The sequence below is a fragment of the Halalkalibacterium ligniniphilum genome (assembly GCF_000334155.1).
In the GTDB taxonomy this organism is placed as follows: Bacteria; Bacillota; Bacilli; order Bacillales; family Bacillaceae_D; genus Halalkalibacterium; species Halalkalibacterium ligniniphilum.
Genome location: NZ_ANNK01000089.1, coordinates 50,826 through 74,268 on the forward strand (window position 1 = coordinate 50,826; position 23,443 = coordinate 74,268).

The 23,443-nt window shown below is 38.1% G+C and carries 20 protein-coding genes; 15 read left to right on the top strand and 5 right to left on the bottom strand.

Going from position 1 to position 23,443, the window contains the following annotated elements; genetic code table 11:
• Positions 1-156 precede the first annotated feature (156 nt).
• Genes bioA through bioC form a run of 5 tightly spaced genes read left to right on the top strand, consistent with a single transcriptional unit; the run spans position 157 to position 5,017 of the window.
• Complete coding sequence (gene bioA / locus BLT_RS0110010) at positions 157-1,512, top strand: adenosylmethionine--8-amino-7-oxononanoate transaminase (protein ID WP_017727658.1); 1,356 nt, start codon at positions 157-159, stop codon at positions 1,510-1,512.
• 47 nt (positions 1,513-1,559) lie between these two features.
• Positions 1,560-2,252, top strand: a complete 693-nt coding sequence (gene bioD / locus BLT_RS0110015) for a dethiobiotin synthase (protein ID WP_017727659.1) — start codon at positions 1,560-1,562, stop codon at positions 2,250-2,252.
• A gap of 23 nt (positions 2,253-2,275) precedes the next feature.
• Positions 2,276-3,451, top strand: coding sequence for an 8-amino-7-oxononanoate synthase (gene bioF, locus BLT_RS0110020; RefSeq protein ID WP_017727660.1), 1,176 nt, complete (start codon positions 2,276-2,278; stop codon positions 3,449-3,451).
• Positions 3,448-4,194, top strand: a complete 747-nt coding sequence (locus BLT_RS0110025; protein ID WP_017727661.1) for an alpha/beta fold hydrolase — start codon at positions 3,448-3,450, stop codon at positions 4,192-4,194. The genes bioF and BLT_RS0110025 overlap by 4 nt, the downstream gene beginning before the upstream one ends.
• Complete coding sequence (gene bioC, locus BLT_RS0110030; protein WP_017727662.1) at positions 4,187-5,017, top strand: malonyl-ACP O-methyltransferase BioC; 831 nt, start codon at positions 4,187-4,189, stop codon at positions 5,015-5,017. Before BLT_RS0110025 ends, bioC begins: the two co-directional genes overlap by 8 nt.
• 40 nt (positions 5,018-5,057) lie before the next feature.
• On the opposite strand, the gene BLT_RS0110035 is transcribed toward bioC, so the two are convergent.
• Together BLT_RS0110035 and BLT_RS0110040 are read right to left on the bottom strand one after the other, a co-directional pair.
• Positions 5,058-6,353 carry a Zn-dependent hydrolase gene (locus tag BLT_RS0110035; RefSeq protein WP_017727663.1) on the bottom strand — a complete coding sequence of 432 codons (1,296 nt, stop codon included), beginning with the start codon at positions 6,351-6,353 and terminating at the stop codon, positions 5,058-5,060.
• A gap of 25 nt (positions 6,354-6,378) precedes the next feature.
• Complete coding sequence (locus BLT_RS0110040; RefSeq protein WP_017727664.1) at positions 6,379-7,920, bottom strand: AbgT family transporter; 1,542 nt, start codon at positions 7,918-7,920, stop codon at positions 6,379-6,381.
• Positions 7,921-8,209: 289 nt separating this feature from the next.
• On the opposite strand from BLT_RS0110040, the gene BLT_RS0110045 reads away from it, so the two are divergent.
• The 5 genes from BLT_RS0110045 (at position 8,210) to BLT_RS0110065 (ending at position 15,151) form a co-directional block, all read left to right on the top strand.
• Complete coding sequence (locus BLT_RS0110045) at positions 8,210-9,409, top strand: M20 metallopeptidase family protein (protein ID WP_017727665.1); 1,200 nt, start codon at positions 8,210-8,212, stop codon at positions 9,407-9,409.
• Positions 9,410-9,434: 25 nt separating this feature from the next.
• Positions 9,435-11,267 (top strand): helix-turn-helix domain-containing protein, encoded by a 1,833-nt coding sequence (locus BLT_RS0110050; protein WP_017727666.1) that lies wholly within the window; start codon positions 9,435-9,437, stop codon positions 11,265-11,267.
• A 413-nt stretch (positions 11,268-11,680) separates the two neighbouring features.
• Positions 11,681-12,292 (top strand): hypothetical protein, encoded by a 612-nt coding sequence (locus BLT_RS0110055; protein ID WP_017727667.1) that lies wholly within the window; start codon positions 11,681-11,683, stop codon positions 12,290-12,292.
• A 172-nt stretch (positions 12,293-12,464) separates the two neighbouring features.
• Complete coding sequence (gene purT / locus BLT_RS0110060; RefSeq protein WP_017727668.1) at positions 12,465-13,643, top strand: formate-dependent phosphoribosylglycinamide formyltransferase; 1,179 nt, start codon at positions 12,465-12,467, stop codon at positions 13,641-13,643.
• Positions 13,644-13,819: 176 nt separating this feature from the next.
• Entirely contained in the window at positions 13,820-15,151 is a 1,332-nt protein-coding gene (locus BLT_RS0110065; protein WP_017727669.1) for an amino acid permease, read from the top strand.
• 8 nt (positions 15,152-15,159) lie between these two features.
• Here BLT_RS0110065 and BLT_RS0110070 read toward each other — a convergent pair whose 3' ends face one another.
• On the bottom strand, positions 15,160-15,903 hold the full coding sequence (locus tag BLT_RS0110070; RefSeq protein ID WP_017727670.1) for a YqcI/YcgG family protein: 744 nt from the start codon (positions 15,901-15,903) through the stop codon (positions 15,160-15,162).
• A gap of 62 nt (positions 15,904-15,965) precedes the next feature.
• Complete coding sequence (locus tag BLT_RS0110075; RefSeq protein WP_017727671.1) at positions 15,966-16,592, bottom strand: LysE family translocator; 627 nt, start codon at positions 16,590-16,592, stop codon at positions 15,966-15,968.
• Between the two features lie 658 nt (positions 16,593-17,250).
• Between BLT_RS0110075 and BLT_RS22670 the strand changes: the two genes are divergently transcribed.
• The 5 genes from BLT_RS22670 (at position 17,251) to BLT_RS0110100 (ending at position 22,301) form a co-directional block, all read left to right on the top strand.
• The gene (locus BLT_RS22670) at positions 17,251-18,387 is read left to right on the top strand and encodes a PAS domain-containing protein (RefSeq protein ID WP_161603242.1); all 1,137 of its coding nucleotides are present in this window, start codon (positions 17,251-17,253) and stop codon (positions 18,385-18,387) included.
• Positions 18,387-19,085 (top strand): ATP-binding protein, encoded by a 699-nt coding sequence (locus tag BLT_RS22675; protein ID WP_017727673.1) that lies wholly within the window; start codon positions 18,387-18,389, stop codon positions 19,083-19,085. The genes BLT_RS22670 and BLT_RS22675 overlap by 1 nt, the downstream gene beginning before the upstream one ends.
• A 275-nt stretch (positions 19,086-19,360) precedes the next feature.
• Complete coding sequence (locus BLT_RS0110090) at positions 19,361-20,059, top strand: response regulator transcription factor (protein ID WP_017727674.1); 699 nt, start codon at positions 19,361-19,363, stop codon at positions 20,057-20,059.
• On the top strand, positions 20,056-21,441 hold the full coding sequence (locus tag BLT_RS0110095; protein ID WP_017727675.1) for a sensor histidine kinase: 1,386 nt from the start codon (positions 20,056-20,058) through the stop codon (positions 21,439-21,441). Before BLT_RS0110090 ends, BLT_RS0110095 begins: the two co-directional genes overlap by 4 nt.
• Before the next feature lie 125 nt (positions 21,442-21,566).
• Positions 21,567-22,301, top strand: coding sequence for a hypothetical protein (locus tag BLT_RS0110100; protein ID WP_017727676.1), 735 nt, complete (start codon positions 21,567-21,569; stop codon positions 22,299-22,301).
• Positions 22,302-22,659: 358 nt separating this feature from the next.
• Here BLT_RS0110100 and BLT_RS0110105 read toward each other — a convergent pair.
• A partial coding sequence (locus BLT_RS0110105) for a M3 family metallopeptidase (protein ID WP_026105061.1) occupies positions 22,660-23,443 on the bottom strand: 784 nt, incomplete at its 5' end.

The following is a 23,443-nucleotide window of genomic DNA, read 5'->3' on the forward strand; positions in this document are numbered from 1 at the left end:
TGTTAGACAACCAAATGATAAGATGATTCACCATCTTTTCAAACTTTTCTTGACCGGAAACCTAACAAACTTTACTATTAATTTATATGTTAACTAATTTATTAAAACGGTTAACATATAAAGTTTGTAATAAATGATGAATGGTAGGTGGTTCATTTGTTTACACATGCTGAATTAGTTGACGCAAGTAAAAAGCATCTTTGGTTACCTTTTACCCAAATGAAAGATTATGATGAAAATCCACTAATTATCGAGAGTGGGGATGGCGTCAAAGTAAAGGATACTGAGGGAAAAGAATATTATGATGGTTTTTCATCTGTCTGGTTAAATGTCCATGGCCATCGAAAGAAAGAATTGGATGAGGCAATCCGTAATCAGCTAGATAAAATTTCTCATTCTACCTTGTTAGGCATGACGAATGTTCCGGCAACTGAACTAGCAGAACGGCTTGTTCACATTACTCCTAAGGGCTTGGATCGAGTGTTTTATTCTGATAGTGGAGCTACAGCAGTAGAAATTGCCATTAAAATGGCGTTTCAATATTGGCGAAATATTGGTGTAGAGGGGAAAGATCGTTTTATTACGATGAAAAACGGATACCATGGAGATACTGTGGGTGCCGTAAGTGTAGGGTCGATTGATCTTTTCCATCAAATTTATCAACCACTTTTGTTTGAGAGCTTCAAAGTTAGTTATCCGTATGTGTATCGCCACCCAAGCGGAGACGCGGAAACTTGCTTAAAAGAGTGCTTGCAGGAATTAAAAGAAACGTTAGAGGCAAATCATGAAGTAACGGCTGCCCTTATTGTAGAACCGATGATGCAAGGGGCAGGTGGTATGATACGCATGCCAGAAGGGTTTTTATCAAGTGTTAAGCGCTTGTGTAAAGAATACAACGTTCTCGTCATTTTTGATGAAGTAGCTACTGGATTTGGAAGAACTGGGAAAATGTTTGCCTGTGAGCATGAACACGTTGTTCCAGACATTTTAACAGCTGGAAAAGGAATTACGGGCGGTTATTTGCCAATTGCTGTTACCTTGACGAGTGAACAAATTTATCAAGCCTTTTATGCTGATTACACAGAAATGAAAACCTTCTTCCACGGGCATTCCTATACAGGTAACCAGCTAGGCTGTGCAGTGGCATTAGCAAATCTTGATTTATTTGATCATGAAGCGTTGGTTGACAAGGTCAGTAAGAAAGCTGAATTTCTACAGAACGAATTAAATGATTTACTTAATTTAAATCATGTGGGTGATATTCGCCAGCTTGGATTTATGGTAGGGATTGAATTAGTAAAGGATAAAAAAACAAAGCAACCTTTTTCAAAAGAGGAGAGATTGGGTTATCACGTTACATTGCAAATGCGTAAGGAAGGCATGCTGTCACGGCCGATGGGAGATGTTTTAGTTTTCATGCCGCCCCTCTCAAGTACAGAGGAAGAGTTAAAAGCAATGGTAGACATTATGAAAACATCCGTTTGGAAAATAACTGAAAATAACTTGAGCTAATAAAGAAAGTACGTGAGGATTTGCTCAAGACAGGAGGTGGATTTTGTTTGCCGAAAGGATTATTTATTACAGGAACAGATACGGAAGTAGGAAAAACAATTGTGGCGGCAAGCTTGGCGGCATACTTTCAAAATCAAGGATGCGATATAGGTGTTTTTAAACCAATGATGAGTGGTTTGAAAAGAGAGGACCCAAATAGCGATGCTTCCCTTTTGAAAAAGATGTCAAAAGATTCCAGTTCATTAAAAGAAATCAACCCTTTTCAATTTGACGAACCCCTGGCTCCTTATATTGCCGCAAAAAGACAAGGGATTTCCATATCAATGGAAGAGGTGGAACAAGCTTGGAAAGAGATTAATCACAAGCACGAATTTTTTCTAGTAGAAGGTGCTGGTGGCTTCATGGCACCCATGGGAGCAAGCTATTATACGGGACATGTGGCGAAAATGATTGATTTCCCTTTAGTTATTGTTGCTAGACCGGGGTTGGGAACGGTGAACCATACATTATTAACCATTGAAGCTGCTCGAAATATGGGTCTTACTGTCAATGGAGTTATTATAAATGGATTGCATGAAGAGAAAAAAAGCATTGCAGAGGAAACAAATCCTCGATTAATTGAAGAGTTTGGACATGTGCCTGTATTAGGAACGTTACCATGGATGGACCAGATTGAACGAAAAACGATGATTGAGATGGTAGGTAAGAGACTTTCAATCAATGGATTGATCACTCAATAAAAAAATGAAGTGAGTGAGGACAAATGTGGTCACAAGACATATTAAATGAACTTGATGCATTCGAGCAAAAAGCGCAAAAAAGAGAATTATTCACTGTCAGAGATGCGGACAAACGGTGGTTGACGATGAAGGGGCGCCGTTTGCTTAACCTTGCTTCGAACAATTATTTAGGCTTATCCGGACATGAACGATTAAAAGCAGCTGCGATCCGTGCGATAACAGAGTATGGTGTCGGTGCAACCGCCTCACGCTTAATTGTCGGTAATCATCCATTATATGAAAAAGCGGAGAATGCTTTAAAAATATGGAAGCGTGCTGAAGCAAGTCTTATTTTACATAGTGGATATGCTGCAAACATTGGGATTCTTTCTGCGGTGATAGGGAGAAACGGGGTAGTCTTTAGTGACAAATTCAATCATGCGAGTATCGTAGATGGAAGTATTTTAAGTAGGGCAGAACATAAACGGTACCGGCATAACGATATGACTCATTTAGAGGCACTGCTCAAAAAGACACCTAAGGATAAACGTAAACTGATTGTAACAGATACAATATTTAGTATGGATGGCGACAAAGCGTTACTCCTTGATTTAGTTACGTTAAAAGAGCGTTACAATGCTATATTGATGGTCGATGAAGCTCATGGTAGTGGCGTGTATGGACCGAATGGAGAAGGCTATAGCTATGAAGTGAATCTACAGGGAAAGATTGATATTTTGATGGGAACCTTCAGCAAGGCAATGGGATGTTACGGGGCCTATGTAACAGGAGAACCATATATCATTGATTATTTAAAAAATAAGATGAGAAGCTTTATTTTCTCAACAGGCTTACCTCCCATGATTCTTGCTTCGATTCAGGAGGCCATTTACTTTGTTCAAGAAGAGCCTGATCGTCGTGAAAGACTACAAACCTTGTCAGATGATTTTCGGGAAGCTTTGTCCTTATATGGTTTTGACACATGCAATAGTACGTCTCAAATCATTCCGCTTCGTATTGGGTCGAATGAAAAAACAATAGAGTTTAGCGAGCGTTTGCAAGAAGCAGGCATCGCTGCGATTGCTGTTCGTCCACCAACGGTTCCAAATGGCGAAGCAAGAATCCGTTTTGCTTTAACTTCTGAGCATGATGCTGAAGAGCTGGCTTGGGCAGTAGACAAGATCGCATCAGTTGGAAAAGAACTGGGGGTTATTTTATGAAGAAGATCATGTTGTTACCTGGATGGGGGATGGACGCTGCCGTTTGGTTCTCAATTTGTGAAGGGTTGGAAGGTCCACTTGAGTTCTTGTTTATTGACTGGCAGGAAATCTGCTCCGCAGCTGAGTTCAAGGCTCGAGCAGCTAGAGAGCTTAATGCTCATAAAGACCAAGAAGTTATGATCATCGGCTGGTCACTCGGCTCCTTAGTCGCCATCGAGCTAGCTGCAGAGTATCCTTGTAGTGTTTCTCGATTAATTCTTTTTGGGGCTACTAGCAAATTTACAATCGAAGGGGACTATACGTACGGATGGGATACCCGAATGGTTGAACGAATGAGGCACCGTCTTATAAAGGACAAGGAAGCTACATTAAACGATTTTTATAAACGAATGTTTTCACTTACTGAGCAACAAGAACAGCGTCATCTTACGTTTTCTGAAGAGATTGTTAACAAGCATTTTCAAAATAAAGACGTTCCATCATTACTTCACGGTTTGGATTATTTAATCAAAATTGATAATCGAAGCAAGCTTTCAATGATCTCAACTCCGCTTTTGTTAATCCACGGAGAGGAAGATTCCATATGCCCTCCACAAGCCTCTTCTTATATCGCTGAAAACCATGGTGGAATAACGAAGTTAGCTCTTTTATCGAAGGTTGGTCATATGCCGTTTTATACAAAAAAGGCAGAATGTCTCTTGTTGGTGAATCGCTTTATTCAAGAAGGTGATTTGTATGATTGATAAGCAATTACTACAAAAGAGGTTTAGTCAGCATGCAACAACCTATGACCAATATGCAAATGTTCAAAAGCGAATGGCCAAATACTTAATGAACTTGATTCCAACTGACCTGAAAAAATCTTCAAACACACTGAGAATTCTTGAAGTAGGATGTGGGACAGGTTATTTAACCTCTTTGTTGTCTGAAAAATTTCCTGAGGCTAAAATTACAGCCGTCGATCTGGCTCCAGGAATGATCGAAGCAGCGAAAAAAAGACTTCAAGAGAAAAAGGTTTCGTTTATTTGTGGAGATATTGAAGAAATCGCCCTACAAGGTGAGTACGATGTTATTATTTCCAATGCTACATTTCAATGGTTCAATAACTTGGAAAATACGTTACACGGTCTTTTGCTTTTATTGAAAAAAGAGGGTGTACTTTGTTTTTCCACTTTTGGATGTCAAACATTTAAAGAGCTTCATGCGAGTTTTGAGAGAGCAACTCAAATCCTTAGGATCGAGAACAATAGTAGAGTAGGACCATCCTTTTATTCTTTAACAGAGTTAAAAAAAGTTTGTACAAATTCAATACCAGCGGATGCAAAACGATTTTCTTACATTAAAGCGAGTGAAAAAGAGGAATACGAGTTTTTTAGAACAGTAAGAGACTTTTTTACATCTATTAAAAAAATCGGTGCAAATAATAGTAATCAAGAAGCTTATTGTCAGCGCCCTTCATTATTTAAAGAGCTTGTAAACGTTTATGAAACAAACTATAAAGAAAATGAGCAGATCAAAGCAACCTACCACTGTCTTTTTATAAAAATCGAAAAAATAGAAAGGTAGGTCTGACGAATTGAGAGTCAGACCTAATTTCTGTCACGATTCATTGATTAGCTAATTCGTACAACGTTTCTTTTAATACAGCAATGCCGTCAAGACAGTCGTCGAGATGTGTAAATTCCTCTGGACTATGGCTTTTTCCGTTAACACTCGGTACGAAAATCATTCCAGAAGGAACGTATTTTCCTAGAATCATCGCATCATGGCCTGCTCCGCTTATGACATAACGGTAAGGGAGCTTTAACGCTTCAGATGCATGTTTGATTGCATCTTGAATGGCTTGTGGTGCAAGAACAGGCGGGATCGTAATTTCGGTTTTATGCTCTAAAGAAAGGCCCCGTTTTTCTGCAATTTTATTGGCTGCATTAATAATTTGACGGTTCATTTGTTCACGAAGGTCCTCATCAATGTCACGAGCATCTACAGTAATAGTCGTCTCACCAGCGATGACATTAGAGCCGTTCGGGTGCACGTTCATTTTTCCAACAGTTGCTACAGCGGTTTTACTAACTTTTGGAGGAATTTGCTCCACAGCTAATATTAGTTCTGCAGCTGCTGCAACGGAATCTTTTCGGTGAGTCATAGGTGTATTTCCGGCATGGTCTGTTTCGCCAACAAATGTGAAAGAATGCCAAGAAGGACCCGCGATCCCTTTCACAATTCCAATTTTCTCTTGATTTTCCTCTAATATTTTACCTTGTTCGATGTGAAGCTCCACAAATGCATGGATGTTTTCTTTTGGATAGTGGGTTTCTTTGATTTTTTCAGGGAATAGGCCCTGTTCCTTAATCGCATCAACTAATTTGATTCCTTCTTCATCTTCAAACCGAAGCAAGTCATCGTATGTCACTTCACCCATCATCACCCGACTACCGAAAATACCATTTTTAAAACGAGTACCTTCCTCATCTACAAATACAACCAATTCGATTGAACGCTTCGGTCGTTTACCTTCTTTAATTAAGCCTTCGATGGCGGTAAGTGAGCTCAGAACCCCAAGTGCACCATCGAACGCGCCGCCGTTTGGAACGGTATCAAGGTGTGATCCTGTCATGACGACAGGAAGCTCTGGATTTTCTCCCTCATAGAGAGCGAGTAGATTACCGATTGCATCCTCTCGCACAACGAGTCCTAGTTCTTCTAACCATTTTGTCAATCGCTGCTTTGCTTGCTTTTCTTCAGCTGTATAAACAAGGCGGCTAATTCCACCTTGTTTTGTACGACCAATTTCAGCGAGCTCTGATAGGCGTTCTGCTAATAGAGTAGCGTCTAAGCTTTTGTATGATTTGCATGCATTTAACGAAGTAAGGAAACGTTCTTTTGAAAATACATTGTCCATGAAAAATCAACCTTTCAAATTTGTGCTATGGTAAGTGAATGTTTGAGCCAGGTCCTAACGGCAAGCCTATTAAATACCAGATGATAAATAGTGCGATCCAGAATATTGCAAAGAAAATCGTATATGGGATCATGACAGCAATCAATGAACCAAGACCAAGATTTTTATCATAACGACGAGCTGTCGCTAGAAGTATAGCAAAATAAGCAAACATTGGTGTAATTGGATTCGTAATCGAGTCACCAATACGATAAGCCAATTGAGTAAATGCCGGATCGTAGCCTAAAAGCATGAACATTGGAACAAATACAGGTCCTAAAATCGCCCATTTTGCAGAGGCACTGCCGATAAACATATTTAGTGAGGCACTAATTAAAATAAATCCAATCAAAAGGGGAAGGCCAGTAAAATTCATACTTTTTAAGAAATCGGCACCTGAGATAGCAAGAATAACACCAAGGTTGCTCCAATTGAAATAAGCAATAAATTGCGCTGCAAAAAACGCTAAAATAATATACATTCCCATTGTTCCCATCGATTTTCCCATTGCTTCAGCAACGTCTTTGTCAGAGCGAATCTCTTTAGTGACAATACCATATGCAAGGGCGGGGAGTAAAAACAATCCCATAATAATCGGAACGAGTGAGTTCATGAAAGGAGAAATGATAATTCCGCCATCTTCTGCACGCAATGGGGCATTCGTTGGAATAATCATAAGTGAAATGATCGCGATGTAAGCAAGTGTCGCGATTCCAGCCCACATGAGTCCCTTTCCTTCGACTTTTGTGAGTTTCTCTAATTTCATTTGTGGACCTTTATACTCACCGAGGCGTGGCTCCACGACTTTTTCTGTAATAAAGACTGCAATTGGAATAAGAATAAAGGCAGAAACAGCTAAGAAATACCAGTTCATTGCAGGGTTTGCAATGTAGTTTGGATCAATAATTTGCGCCGCCCCTTGTGTAAAGCCAGCTAATAAAGCATCAAGCATATTTACGATAAAGTTGGCACTAAAGCCACCGGCAACGGCAGCATAAGCTGCAACCATTCCGGCAATTGGATGACGTCCAACACTCATAAAGACGAGAGCGGCAATAGGAGGCAAGACGATAAAGCCAGCATCGCCTGCAATATTTGCTAACATACCAGCGGTTACAATTGAAATGGTAATTAACGATTTTGGAGAGCCAAGGACGATTTTTTTAAGTAAGGCTGTAATTAGTCCGACAGACTCTGCAACTCCTACTCCGATCATTGTCACGAGTACGAGTCCTAAAGGTGGAAACTCTGCAAAGTTTTTAACCATGTTGGTCATAATCATTCTAAGACCTTCTGCACTCATTAAACTAATGGCTTCGACCGTTTCGTCTGTTGCGGGGTTCACGACACTAACTCCAGCCTGTGCAACAAAATGAGAAGCAATAATGACAAGAAGTGCAAAAATGATAAAGAGTGTTACTGGATCAGGTAGCTTGTTTCCGACTCGTTCAATGACGTTCAGAAAGACGTTCAAAACTCCCTTCTGTTTAGAGGGTGGTTGATTTGTTTGTGGTGTAGGCTGACTCATGGTTGTCCCCTTTCTTTTATAAAAATATTCTGATTTATCGAATGATATTATATTACAAGGTATTGTATTGGAATTGTCACGAAAAATAATCAGTTTAATTGTGTGCATTTACAAACAAATATGAATATGCAGATAATAGAAGAATGATATTTAGGTTATTTTAATTTTTTTTGTGAGATTATACAAAAGAAATCAATTTAAGTTGATGATTATAACATAGAGAAGCAATGTTTTAAATAGTATAATTATTGTGGTAAATGATTTATTATACAAGAAACGAGGGGTTCTTATGTTAAAAGAAAGATTGTTAGAAAGATTGGAAGAATTATATCCAGAGATGGTGTCATTGCGTCGCTATTTTCATCAAAATCCAGAACTTTCATTTCAAGAGGTGCATACACCGAATACAATTGCTGATTATTTAGAGGAACTCGGTATAGAAGTAAGACGCGGGGTAGGTGGTCGAGGTGTCGTTGGCACTCTTCATGGGACTAAGCCAGGAAAAACGGTAGCGATTCGTGCTGATTTTGACGCATTACCAATACAGGAAGAAACCAAGTGTGATTATCAATCAAAGGTTCCTGGTGTAATGCATGCTTGCGGACATGATGGACATACGGCATCGTTGCTCGTATTAGCAAAGGCTTTATCTGAAGAGCGAGAGCAGCTTGCTGGAAAGATTGTCTTTATTCATCAGCACGCAGAAGAAGTAACTCCTGGAGGCGCCATCGAAATGATCGCAGATGGCTGCTTAGATGGAGTAGATGTCATTTTCGGCACACATTTATGGTCAACGTCTCCATATGGTGAAATCGGTTATCGCTCAGGTGCGATAATGGCAGCGGCTGATTCATTTGAAATTAACATTCAAGGAAAAGGTGGACATGGCGCATCTCCTCACGAAACGGTTGATTCGATTGTCGTTGCGTCCTCGTATGTTCAATCGGTCCAGCAAATTATCAGCCGCAACATCGATCCTCTTAAATCTGCGGTAATTAGTTTCGGTGCGTTCCAATCAGGAGGTCCATTTAATGTGATTGCTGATTCTGCGAAATTGATTGGGACGGTTCGGACATTTGAAGAAGAGGTACAGGAAGATATTATTGCAAAGCTTGAACGTCATGCAAAGGGAATTTGTGACGCTGCAGGTGCTAGCTATTCTTTTGATTATAGAAAAGGGTATCCAGCTGTTATAAACCACGCAGATGAAACACAGCTCGTGAAACAACAGGCAATCAATATAATTGGAAAAGATAATGTGAGAGAAATGGAACCGGTGATGGGGGGAGAGGATTTCGCTTATTATCTACAAGAAATACCAGGTGCATTTTTCTTTACAGGGGCGGGAAATGCCGAGAAGGGGATTGTGTTTCCACACCATCATCCGAAGTTTGATATTGATGAAAGAGCAATGCTCCTTGCTGCAAAAATTTTAGCGTCTGTCACGCTCCAGTATCTCGAAAAAGGTGCTGTTGTGACAAGTAGTTAAGAAATAGGAAGTTAAGGTGACAGGTATGAATGAAACACTGAGTAAGCGGCAGTTAAATTTGCTAATTGATGTCTCAAACGTATTAAATAGCTCACTTAGTATTGATAAAATCTTTCAATCGATTATGAAAGAAACGATTAATGCAATTGATGCAGCCGATGGAGGTGTTTTATTTCTATACAATAAGGAAGAAGATGCCCTCATTGCAAAATCTTCGCAAGGTTTTGACCCTATGATCATTGAAAATGTAAAGTTAAAGCCAGGTGAGTCAATGACTGGTTTAGCCTTTCTTGCAAAAAGCTGCTTGTTGTTTCCGACCCAAGATCAAGTACGAAAAACCGTACTATCCATGTCTGAAAAAAATATCGAGTATATGGAGTTATCGATGGAGCATTATCCCTATGCAGCAATCTGTGCCCCGATTATTCGTAATGGCAAAGGAATTGGTGTCATCACCATCGATTGTTTTCAAAAAGATGGGCAGTTTACTCAAGAAGATATGGATTTGCTTGAAGCGATTGCCCATCAAGCAGCAGTTGCTCTTGAAAAGGCAAACCTTTATCGCGTTCAGCAACAACAGTTTCGAGAATTAAAAGAACTGAACAATCGAATTGTTGAACAGAACCTTATGCTTCAACGCTCAATTGAGCTCCACAATCAATTGTCAGATCTGGTCTTAGAAGGTGAAGGGCTTGATTCCATTCTTCAATATATTAATGAACAGATTGGTTATCCGGCTATTCTCTTCGATGAAATTGGCGAAATTGTTGCTTTGTCAAAACATGAGTGGTTTTCAGAAGAGTTAATCGATTCTCTCGAAAAGGAAGTACAATTATCATGGCAAGCATTTAACCGCCATCAAACCTTTGTGTTTTCTTCCCAATCTGTTAAAAGCAAAAAAATCGTTGCATTTCCAGTTGGTTCTAAACAACGGCTGCTCGGAGGTTTAGTTATCGTTTCAGAACAAACGGTGCCCGAGCTTGAAATTGCCGCTCTCAGTCATGCTTGCACAGTTGTTTCGTTAATGCTTTTAAAAAATCAAGCTGTTTTTGATACTGAACAGGCGTTAAGGGGAGAGTTTATCGATGTCATTTTGTCTGGGAATATGGACGAGGCTTTTTACCAAAGAGCTAAGCATTTACATTTCCAGCAAAATGATTTTCATGTAGCATTGATTATTAATTTTCAAGAGCAAAAAATTGACGCAAAAAAATGGCCTACTTTTGAACGATATTTATTACAAGTGATTCAACGTTATATTGACGAGTATGTAAAAAATGGGATGGTTGTTGCGAAGCATGATAATATCACGGCCATTTTATCTTTTGATGAGAAGCTTGGAAACGCTCATATTCGTACAACAATTAATACGTTAATTCACCATGTGAAGGAGTATATCCAGTCAAGAGATTGGAGCATTGTCCCCATTGTAGGTGTAGGAAGATCCTTCCAAGGGTTAAAACAAATTAAAAAGACCTTGAATGAAGCAACAAAATGCTTACAATTCATGAAGGGATATGACCTAACAACAGAGATCCTTAATTATCAAGATCTTGGTGCTCAAAGGCTTTTATTACAAAATTCGAAGGAAGAACTCAGGGATTTTATTCATGAAACATTAGAGCCGCTACTACAGTATGATTGTCAAAAGCAATCTGATTTGTTTGCAACACTTGTTGTTTATTTAGATCATAACAAAAATATCAAAAATGCAGCTCAATCTTTACATATTCATCTAAATACATTATCTTATCGCTTGAAACGAATCTATTCAATCCTTGATATCGACCCTGAAGATAGTCAAAGCATGCTTGACTTGCATTTATCTGTAAATATTTACCGGTATCTTAATCAATAAATCGTTTTTTCAATTACTGAATAAAAAGACGTTAGAACCAATAAGGTCTAACGTCTTTTTTAAAGGATTAGAAAAAAATACATTCGATAATGACTAGCTCCTGCGCCTAGTTTTAAACGGAGAGTTCATGATTGACTCAAAAGCAGGGAGGGGAACCGAAATATCAATCACGGTAAAAAGCATAGAATTGACGAAGCTAACTTGATGGTTCTATAGATACTCATTGAAATTAAAGGTATGATTTTTCGTTTCATTAGTAACCATAATGAGAGAAGGGATTACGATATAATTTCAAGAAAGAAGGTGAGGGTTGTCAATTCTCCTATGGTTTATTAATGTAAAAAAAATGAGGCTAACAATTAGAATGTCGCTTTACAAAGCGTTCGAGATGGGAAAAAGAAAGGGTGTTCAAAATGTCACTGGAATGGTTTGATCGTGTTTGTAGTGAGCTACAAGATTCTCTTGAGTCTATTTGTGAACAATTTGACGAATTTGCACAAATGACAATAGAACGAGCCGCAAAACATCCTCGAATTGAATGTTTCGTGGAAGATAAAGATGGCGAACGAACATATTTTTCAACCCTTTTTTTTGACCCTAGTAATGAAATTTTTTACATGGAGTCATATGACATTGATACAGAACATTTATCACGAGTGATCCTGGAGGACATTGAGGAAATTATCGATGCTGTTCACGAGGCGTTCCATGAATTGATGGATGAATACGAAACTAATGACAAAGCAGAGAATAACCTTGAAGAAGAAATCGTTGTGGATGTAGACTGGATTACTCCTAAAGTCATTGCATATCAAAAGATGGAGGAAGTTGAGATCTCTTATCGGTTCGGTGTTATTTCTGAAACAGGTGACGGTGTCTTACATCGGTTAAGTAGGATTAAGACAGATAGAAATGATGATATTGAAGATGAAAGTACGTTTATTTTCAGCAAAGGTGAGGCTGGCACAATCATTGATTTAATTAAAGACAACATGGATGCAATGGAAGGTTTTGACCACTTTTAGGGTGGTCTTTTTATTTGAAACGAAAGGTCTTAGTACTAAATTCACGAAATAATGAACAATTTCTTCGGTTTATAATAAATTTGTTCGGAAATTGATTGAAAAGTTCTTGAATTTACGCATGAAATAAGATTATGATAGCTATATGCTTAATGATTGTAGGAGGGTTATACATATGTACGGAGCACCATATGCAAAACAAGCGAAAAAAATAATGCTACTAGGATCTGGAGAGCTTGGCAAAGAAGTGGTTCTCGAAGCACAGCGACTAGGTATCGAAACGATTGCAGTTGACCGATACGAGAATGCACCAGCTATGCAGGTTGCTCATCATTCCTATACTGTGGATATGCTAGACGGGAAAGAGATACGTCAGTTAGTTGAACAAGTGAAACCCGATCTCATCGTACCAGAAATTGAAGCGATTTCAACAGAAACATTAGTCGAATTAGAGCAGGAAGGTTATCATGTAGTCCCGACTGCTTACGCAACCAAATTAACAATGGATCGAGAGGGCATCAGACGCTTAGCAAGTGAAGAGCTTGGTTTGCGAACTGCTAAATATGAGTTTGCTAACTCGTTTGAGGAGCTAAAGGCTGCGGTTGAAGTGATTGGAACGCCCTGTGTAATCAAACCAATCATGAGTTCGTCAGGGAAGGGGCAATCGGTTTGTCGCTCTTTGGATGAGATTGAGGCATCTTGGAATCAAGCCATTCAAGGAGGCCGAGGAAGAAATACTCGAGTGATTGTCGAAGAATTTGTTCGCTTTGAATCTGAAATTACATTATTGACTGTTCGTTCAGTTTCAGGTACGGCGTTTTGTCCACCGATTGGTCATATTCAGAAAGATGGCGATTATATTGAATCATGGCAGCCGCATCATATGTCTGAAAAACAGATTGCTGAAGCAGAGCATATTGCAAAAACAATCACTGACGCTCTTGGTGGCTTTGGACTATTTGGTGTAGAATTGTTTTTAACTGAAAATGATGTTTATTTCAGTGAAGTATCACCGCGACCACATGATACTGGGATGGTCACATTAATTACGCAAGATTTATCTGAATTTGCATTGCACGTTCGAGCCATTTTAGGGTTCCCTATCCCAAGCATTCATTTACATGCACCTGGTGCGAGTCATGCGATTAAAGCATGGGAAGAATCTAATAACTATCAGCTTTCAGGAATCGATCAAGTATTAGCGTTGCCTAACACACAGGTCCGGGTTTTTGGTAAACCTAAAACGAGCGTTGGACGCCGAATGGCCGTAACATTAAGTACAGCTGAAACCGTTGAAAAGGCGCGTGCGCAAGCAAGTGATGCTGCTAAAAAAATCAGTATTAGTTATAAATAATCAAGCAAAAAACTCCTGTTTTTGAACTGCACCCCAATTGATAGACACGATCTAATAATTGGAGGTGCTTTTCTTATGGCTAAATTTAAAGTCGAAGAAAAATGAAATATGCATATTTGTCGAATAAAAATAGGAAGCCGTTAAACAATAGAGTCAGGAAGGGGGGTGAGTGATTGATGAAACAACGTCAAAGCGAAGCACCTAAGAAATGGTTAGCGTGGTGGCAACTTTCTTTGCTTGGCATTGGCTGTATCATTGGCACAGGGTTTTTTCTTGGATCAAGTATCGCAATTCAAATGACAGGTCCATCTGTTTTGCTTTCATTTATCCTTGCTGCATGCGGTAGTTATATTGTATTTGACGTACTAGCAAAATTAACGATGATGGACCCTGAAAAAGGGTCCTTTCGAACGTATGCTAAAAAAGCGTACGGTCGATGGGCAGGCTTCACAAGTGGCTGGGTATATTGGTCGTCTGAATTGTTAATCATGGGTAGCCAACTAACTGCCCTTTCAATTTTTTCTCGTTATTGGTTCCCAGATCTTTCAATGTGGATTTTTACAATTTTCTTTGGACTTCTTGGAATCCTTGTGGTACTTACAGGTTCAAAAGGGTTTGATCGAATTGAAAATGTATTTGCACTCATGAAGCTCGCAGCTATATTGATGTTTGTTATCCTTTCACTTGCTGCGATTTTCGGTATATTTGGAGGTGGTAAGGGCCAATTTAACATCCCAAATCACTACCATGACTTTTTTCCAACAGGACTAAAAGGTCTATGGTCGTCATTAATTTATGGATATTATACTTTTGGCGGGATTGAAATCGTTGGTTTGTTGGCAATTCGATTAAAAAATAAACAAGACATTGCCAAATCAGGAAGAGTGATGTTGATTCTCTTATCCATTATCTATTTGATTTCAATTGGATTAGTAATAACGATGATGTCATGGAAAGCAGTGGATACTAACGAAAGCCCATTTATTACGGCGTTACATTCATTTAATCTCGCTTTTGTTCCACATGTATTTAACGGTGTCCTTATCATTGCAGGTTTTTCAACGATGGTTGCTTCTCTTTATGCTATCACAAGCATCCTAGTTACATTAGCTGAAGATCGTGATGCCCCAGCGATTTTTTCTAAAAAAGTGAAGAAGGATATAGCATTACCCGCTATTGGATTCAGTACCATTGGATTAGTTATCTCCATCATCTTTGCCTTCATCATGCCAAACAAGATTTATACGTATTTTACAACTGCTGCGAGTCTGATGCTCCTTTATAACTGGCTGTTTATTCTTTTCTCTTCAGGACGGTTAATAAAAGACATGGGAAAGTTGAAACAATGGATAGGTATTGTGTTACTATTTATTGCCATTAGTGGAGCATGTGTCCATCAAACAAGTCGGGTTGGATTTTTCATTAGCATCGGTTTCATCACAATCATTATCCTACTTACGCTCATAATGAAGCAAAAATGGAAGAAAGAAGATTTTGCACAATCATAGTCTCTTTATTAGTCTTTCCAAAGATGTGCAAATGGGCAAGCTGACTTTGGAGAATTATCGTCACGCAAAAAATATTGTTTCCATTCATAATTATCCTTCTGGCCATACCATTTTAATTCTGGATGAGGAGCGATATGATCAGAGGCCAACAGACGTTCTCGAATTAACTTTTTTGTTCTTTCGCTTTTATTCTCATCGGAATGAAATTGTTCTAATACCCACCGAGGTGTAATGGCTAAAAGAAAAAAAGGAAAATGCCGACTTAGCCTTAATTGGTGCTTTGGAGTCGCACAGTATATAAAATAACGTTCATTGTCAAAACAAAATTCCCACGCATGATGGAACGGGTTTTTCGGAATTTCTTTTGGCCATGGTTTTTCATCAAACGAATGTACATTTTTTAAGAGAGACCAAAATAAACATTCAAAATCCTCAATTGTATTGTTTTCAACCAAGTCATTTGGCGTTTCAAAAAAGATAATGAGAGAGGAATATTTGCCGAAATCTTGAGAATTTTTTCCATATGCTTTTAACATTGTAGCCAGCTCTTTAGAAGATTCAAAAGTTCTAGGATCGCTAGCAAACCCGTACTGAAAATGACAAAAATGATACCCTTGTGTTGCTGGAATACAAGGAAAAAGGCATTTTGAATTGGTTAATTTGAAAGCAAATTGCTGTAAGGCTTTCTGTTGCCAATCTTTTAATGAAGTACACTCTGAAATGGAAGCATTCCCCTTCAAAAGTTGAGTCATGTCAAATTCCTCCTTCAATCTTTATCCTATTGAAAAAAAGGAATTTGGGTGACTGTCCCTGTTTAACTTATTAGTGCCCTAAACGCTTGCAACCCAAAATAAACACCAAAACCAATTAAAAATAACCCGGAAATGATGGAGGTAAAAGTAAGCAAACCCTTCATTAAAAATTGACGGAAGCTGCTAGCAACGATTGCCATCATGACATCCCATGAAAGAAGCCCAATAAAGATCGCGCTACTATAAAGAAACAACTCATTTGTTCCGAATGTTAATGCTGTTTTCGCTAAAACAGATCCGAAAATACCTAACCAAAAGAGGATCGTTAGAGGATTTAAAAGCGAGATCAAAAAGCCTGTTAAAAATGATTTTAAATAAGTTTCGTCTTTTCTACGAGAGGTATAAGCAATGTGTTTTGCCCCGAACAACGTTTCCACACCTGTGTAAACAAGAACGAAAAACCCGAATAACCATAGAAAGGTTTGCATAAACGGAATTTCAAGAAAATGAACAAGACCGAAATAGACAAGAACCATATAAATAACATCTGCTAAGATAGCTCCTAATCCGACCAACCAAGCATGTAGAAATCCGTATTTGACGCCTCGATCTAATTGTGCTGCATTAACAGGACCCATTGGAGCAGCTAAAGATAGGCCTAGAACGATGTAACTCAAAAAGACACTCATGTATTTACTACCCTCCAGAAAAAACAAGAATTGCTTTTATATTTATTCAAAAAAAAAACTTGTACCACTAATATTTAAACGACTCTGTTAACTCTTGTGAGAAATCTCTAGCTGTTATGATGAAAGGTTAAAAAAAGATCTTACCATTCGACTTTTTATGATAAAATATGTAAACAGACGTTCTCTAAAGGATGAAAAATGAACATCAGTTAGTAGAGCAAAATTAGTTTCAAAAATGTAAGCGCTTTAATTTTGAGATTAAAAAGATTATTTGATTTCACGTATTGTTCAGGCATAGAAAGAGGTGATGACCTTGCTAAAAAAGGCTAAAGCGTTATCAGAATCAATTTTAGCTACTTTGTTTGAAGAAACGTCCGATGGAGTATTGCTGATTTCAATAAATGAAAGAAAGCAAATGAAGGTTACTTGCTATAATTCCTTGGCGAAAAAAATTTTTCAATTTTCAGACGATGTAAAGGGTGGATATGTGTTGCATGCCACCTCCTTTCCACACATGAAGCCGCTTTTTAGTATGTGCGCTAAAGTGTGCACGACTCATTTGAAGACAGAGTTAAGTTTGGAAATAGACCAAAAAGGAAACGTGAACACATACCATGTTAAAATTATCCCTTTTTTAGCAAAACCGAATCAATACGATTTGTTAATCATTTGTTCTATTGAAAAAATAGAATCTTTCTCTTCAAACAACGATATTTTTGCAAGTGGATGTATGAAATCAATTATGGATGGAAGTGAGAATGGGATCACTATAAAAAGTTTAGAGGGAAAGGTCATCTATGCCAATCGTGCCTATACACAACTTCTTGGCTGGGACCAAAATGAAGTGATCGGAAAAACTTCCATAGAGCTAACCGTTATTCCAAAGGAATGTACGCATGAATTTGCATCGATACAAAAGCAGTTATGGAATGGAAAAAGTTTTTCTCACTTTGAAACAAAGCGTATCCATAAAGACGGTAGAATTGTTTATGTATCAGCTACCTACACAAATTATTATGACGCAAATCAAAATATAATTGGGACTCTTTGTGTGTTGCGAGATATCACAAAACAAAAAATCTATGAAGCAAAACTAGCAGAGAGTGAAGAACGATACCGTAAGTTGGTTGAGGTTCTTCCTTTAGGCGTACTGGTACATCAGCACGAAAAAATTTTGTATTCAAACCCAAAAATTTTGAAAATGATAGGTCATACAAATAAACATTCGTTTATTGGTGAGAACATCGATACTTTTTTTCACATAAAAGATAGAGAAACGGTAAAAAAACAAAGTAAGAAACGAAGATTACAGGAGGGGGTTTGGCACAAACTCAATGGGAAACCGATGTCATTAGAGTCTACTTCAACCTCCATTTATATTAATAATGAACCAGCAACCTTAACGATTTTTAACGATGTTTCTGAGAGAAAACGTCATGAAAAAGAATTGCATGAGAGTGAATCCCGCTATCGGATTATAGCTGATAATATGTCTGAAATGATAAGTATCGTCGATCAATATGGAATCATTAAATATGCATCTCCTTCATATAAGAAAATGCTAGGTTATATGCCAGCTTCGATTCTCGGTATGAATTTATTCGACCTCGTTAACAGACCTGAGCGAGAAAAAGTCGAAAAGGCATTTGAAACATTACTCGTATCAGGAGAGGTACAAAGAGTTGAATTTAGACACCTTCGTTGTGACGGTTCAAAAATTTGGCTTGAAGCGATAGGAAAAAAATTGTTTGCCAAAAAGAAGGATATAGTTTCCTGGTCGTCTGCCGTGAAATAATGGAACGAAAAAAAAATGAAGAAGTAATACGGAAACTTGATAAATTATCTGCAGTAGGACAGTTAGCAGCGGGGGTGGCCCATGAGATTCGGAATCCATTAACGTCTATTAAAGGGTTTTTACAGCTTTTTCAATCACAGTTGCCTTCAGAATTGAACAAAGAGTATTGGGATATTGTTTTTTCAGAACTAAATCGTATCGAGCTTATTGTCAATGAATTTATGGTACTTGCCAAACCTCAATCAGTACCATTAGGACGGCTTAATTTAAATCGAATCATTCATAATACAATCAAATTATTCGATACCCAAGCAATATTGCACAACATTTCCATTAAAATTCGTCATGTTGATAGTGAAAAAACACAAATTATCGGAAATGAAAACCATTTAAAGCAGCTATTGATCAATGTTTTAAAAAATTCTTTAGAGGCCACTCCTAAATTTGGTAAAATTCTGATAAAAATTGAACTGTTTCGAGAATCGAATGTACGGATTCGGGTGATTGATAATGGAAAGGGTATCACGAAAGAAAAGCTATCGATGATAGGCACACCATTTTATACGACAAAAGAAAAAGGAATTGGTTTAGGCTTAACAATGAGTCAAAAAATTGTTCAAGAACATAATGGAACTTTCCGTATTTTAAGTAAAAGATGCTTTGGAACAATTGTTGATATTGAGCTACCTACTGTATAAGAATGAATTTTTTATTAGCAAGGTCACCATGGTTTGGCTCGGACTTTCTTTATTGAACCAAAAATTGATGATGATATAAAAAAAGTGTTTCTTCATTTTTTCTTCATAATTAACTGATAAAGTACCTTTTAACACTAATTACATGATGATGGATTCTTGACGGAGAAGGCCGCGGCAGTCCAATCAAAATAACTAGATTCCCAGAGGGAGGGCAGTGTGGAACATATCCACAACTGCCCTTCTTACGGTATGATAATGTATATGGGGTGGTAAAAATGAAAAGGATCTTGATTGTAGACGATGAAATTCAGATGCAAAGGCTAATTGCCGTTTGCATCCAGTCTAATGATTTCAGCATTGAAAGTGTTTCATCAGGAAAGGAAGCGCTTGAGAAAGTGAAAAAGACACCATATGATCTTATGCTGCTCGATGTCATGATGCCTGAAATGAATGGTTTTCAAGTTTTAGAAGAGTTGCGCACATTTAACCATTCTCTACCTGTTATTGTCCTCACGGCATTAGGTGATACAGATGATGTTGTAAAAGGCTTAAATAGTGGTGCAGACGATTATATAACAAAACCATTCGAACCGAAAGAGCTTGTCGCTAGGGTTCAAGCTGTTCTTCGACGTTTTCAGCAGGTAGAAGAGCCACTGTCTAAAAAGCAAATTTTTGGCTTGTCAATTGATGATGAAAAAAAACAAATTTCATTTAAAGAAACGCCTCTAATCTTGACTAAAAAAGAATACCAGCTATTATCACGCCTTATTTTACATCCAGGACAAGTCTATACGCGAGAGGAGCTACTTTCATTGGAATGGGACCATGCCGATGAACGATTTGACCGGAATATCGATACGCATATAAAAAACATACGTGAGAAATTAAAAAAAGTAGGCGTTGAAAAAAATATCATTGAAACGGTATGGGGCATCGGATACAAGTTGATGGAGCCGGGAGAGCATGAGCAATGAAGCTCTCAGCAAAGTTGTCTTTCCTTGTGTTTTTATCAACGATGCTTGTAATTGTTGGTATGAGCTTCTCGTTTTATAATGTGTCCAAGTCGTTTTATAAACAACAATTAAAAGAGGACATCGAACATCGATTGGCTGCTCATCGAGATGTCATTGAAAATGATTTTCATACATCAACATTAGAGCACGTAGTTGTGATGGAAAAAAGGGAGACGGAAAGCTTTTTTATTATTTTTGACCAAGATTTAAACGTGATAAATAGTACTCATCCACTAAGTGAATCGAGCCTTGTTCACTATACTTCATGGTTAGTGTCACAAGATCAGGAAAGAGGAAAAACAGAATTTGTTGAAACAATACCTGAACATATTCCACATGTTTGGTCATATATTCCGATAAAAGTGGGTAATGATGGATATGGATATTTGTTTATCGATCAAGAAACGGGTAGCTTCGAACAAGCGCAAACACAGTTGTTCGTGATAACATTTGCAATGGGAGCTTTAGCTTTTCTGTTGTCAGCTGTACTGATTGTGTTTTTATCAAAAAAAATCACCGATCCGTTAGTAGAAGCACGTGACTATACACAAAAAATTGCAAAGGGAGACTTTCACATTAACATCTCTGCAAAAGGAAACGATGAGATTGGCGACTTAATGAAACATATCTCCTCAATGGCAAAGCAGTTAAAGGAATATAGCGATACAAGGCAACAATTTTTATCGAATGTCTCACACGATATACGTACACCGCTCACATATATTAAAGCGTATTCTGCACTGATGAAAGAGAAGAATGTTTCCGTAGAAGAAGTGAAGGAACAATCTGCCATTATTCATAGTGAAGCCATTCGAATGGAACGACTAGTAAATGACCTTTTTCAACTTATGAAGCTTGAAGAAGGCAAGCTTCCAATGACGATTACAGAAGTAAATCTCAATGAGTTGCTAAATAGCATAATTCAGAAGCTACAATTAGAAGCGACACAAAAAAATATCCAGTTAGACCTTTTAGTTGAAAAAGAAAATATAAAATCATCCATTGACCCAGAGCGAATGGAACAAGCGCTTATGAACTTATTGACAAATGCTTTGCGGTACACGCCAAATGGTGGAAGAATTCATGTCATCATTGAGGATTCAACTAGCAGTACCTTGATTAAGATAGCCGACACTGGAGAAGGCATTCCTTCAGCAGATTTACCGTACATTTGGGATCGGTTTTACCGTGTTGATAAATCTCGTTCATCAAGGCACGGGGGCAGTGGGTTAGGTCTTGCGATTACGAAGCAAATTATTGAACAACATCAAGGAAAAATAACTGTGAAGAGTCAGTTGCATAAAGGGACAACATTTACGATTACGCTTCCGAAATCATTGTAATAAGGAAGAAAAATAGCACAAAGGTCTTATGGGGAATATGCTACTATTATAAAAGCAACATTATTGGGCAAGTGCGTGCTCTTCTGATGTTGCAAATGAATATCGAGTGTAGAGGAGTTTTGAAAGTGGAGCAACGTGAAAAACAGAAACCATTATTGATGAAACAGCTATCTCGGCCTTCATCTGTGAAAGATTGGTTTTTTGTCTGTATCGTTTTGGCATTATTTGTAGGTATCATCTATATCGCAATTTATAATGAGGTTATTTACCGACTTTTTGTGATTTTCTTTCTTGTTGGCTTTGCGATTCAGGTCAATCGGAAACTTAACGGTTATCGTTCAAGCCAAACATTAAAAGAGCATGGAGGGGCAGAAGAGTCGGTTGCTAATCAGCAAACCATGATCTTTCAAAAAGAAGTGGAAGAGAAAAAGATGAAGCTTGAACAAATTGATCTAGATCGAACACAGCTATTGGAGGATCTTTTAACAAAGGCTAAGCTTGATGATGCGGAAAAGCAGCAATATCGCCAAAAAATAAAGCAAAAGGATACTGAAGTATCGTCGATGATGCAAGAATTAATGAGTGCAAAAAACAAAATTCAGCAAGCGGTACTTGATACGAAAAAATATTTTATCAAAGAGGATCCGATGAAGGAATTGGCAGCCTCATTAGAACATACGTCAGTAACAAATGGTTCCATTAATGATTTAAATGAAGAAATTCAAATGATTCGTAGTTCTCTTTCCCCAGAAACTCGTCAAGGGCTTGAGGATGCTGGTTATGTAGATGAGGATTTTAAGCTTACACGTGCAGGATACAAAGCCCTTATAAAAATAGTTGAGAAAGAGGCTGGGATATAACGAACGTGTATGATTGAAAATGCGAACAACGCACAACCTTAGCGGAGGAAATAGATGTAGAATCCTGCAGGATCAAAGGCAAGGGTGAGACCCCACAGTGCAAAAAGCACGAGGAGGCTCACCAGCCGCCCGCGGAAAGCGAAGCATATTTCCGAAGCGAATGCTATGCCCTAACGATCATGACGTTCGGATTTCTCATCTAAAAGCTCTTTTGTCCCAGCCCCAAGTTACCACATAAATGCTGTAATGAAGAACGAATCAATGCTGGAAGTAAGATAAAGGATCTCACCGTGCGAGATCCTTTATCTTTTCGATTGAAACATGGTCGTTATTACAGGTAGCTCCGAATTAGAAATCATTAATGTTTTTCAAATTCATTTACAAGCTCGTTGAAATGTTTAAGTGCAGCTTCAATTGGCCCAGGCTTTGATAGGTTCACACCCGTTTTGTTGAGAAGTTCAAGTGGGTAATCAGAACTTCCACTTTTAAGAAAATGAAGATATGCTTCAACGGTCTCTTGTTTTCCTTTTAGTAGGTTGCCAGCGATTTGGATGGCTGAAGCAAAACCAGTCGCATACTTATACACGTAAAAAGGCCGATAAAAATGAGGGATTCGTGACCAGCCATACTTCACTTCCTCATCGAGGGTGAGAATATTACCTTGATATTCGCAAAACAGCTTTTCGTACAAATTGTTAAATACTTCAGCATTTAAAGGCTCCCCGTTCTGTATCATTTCGTGCGTCTTCTTCTCAAATTCAGCAAACATGACCTGAGTAAAAAATGTACCTCTGAACTTATCAATGAAATGATTTAATAAATACTTTCTAGATTTTCTATCTGTTTTTTGTGCAAGTAAATAATGAATAAGAAGGAGCTCATTTACAGTTGAAGCAACTTCTGCGACAAAAATCGTATAGCTTGCTGAGATTTGCGGTTGATAGTTGCTTGAGTAATGGCTATGCATGGCATGACCCATTTCATGAACTAACGTGAACATACTATTTAAGTCATCACGGTGGTTTAATAGCACAAACGGGTGCACACCGTATAGTCCCATATTATATGCACCTGAGCGTTTGCCTGGTGTTTCTCTTACATCGATATAACGAGCGGTTCTGAACATACGAAGGGTCTCTATG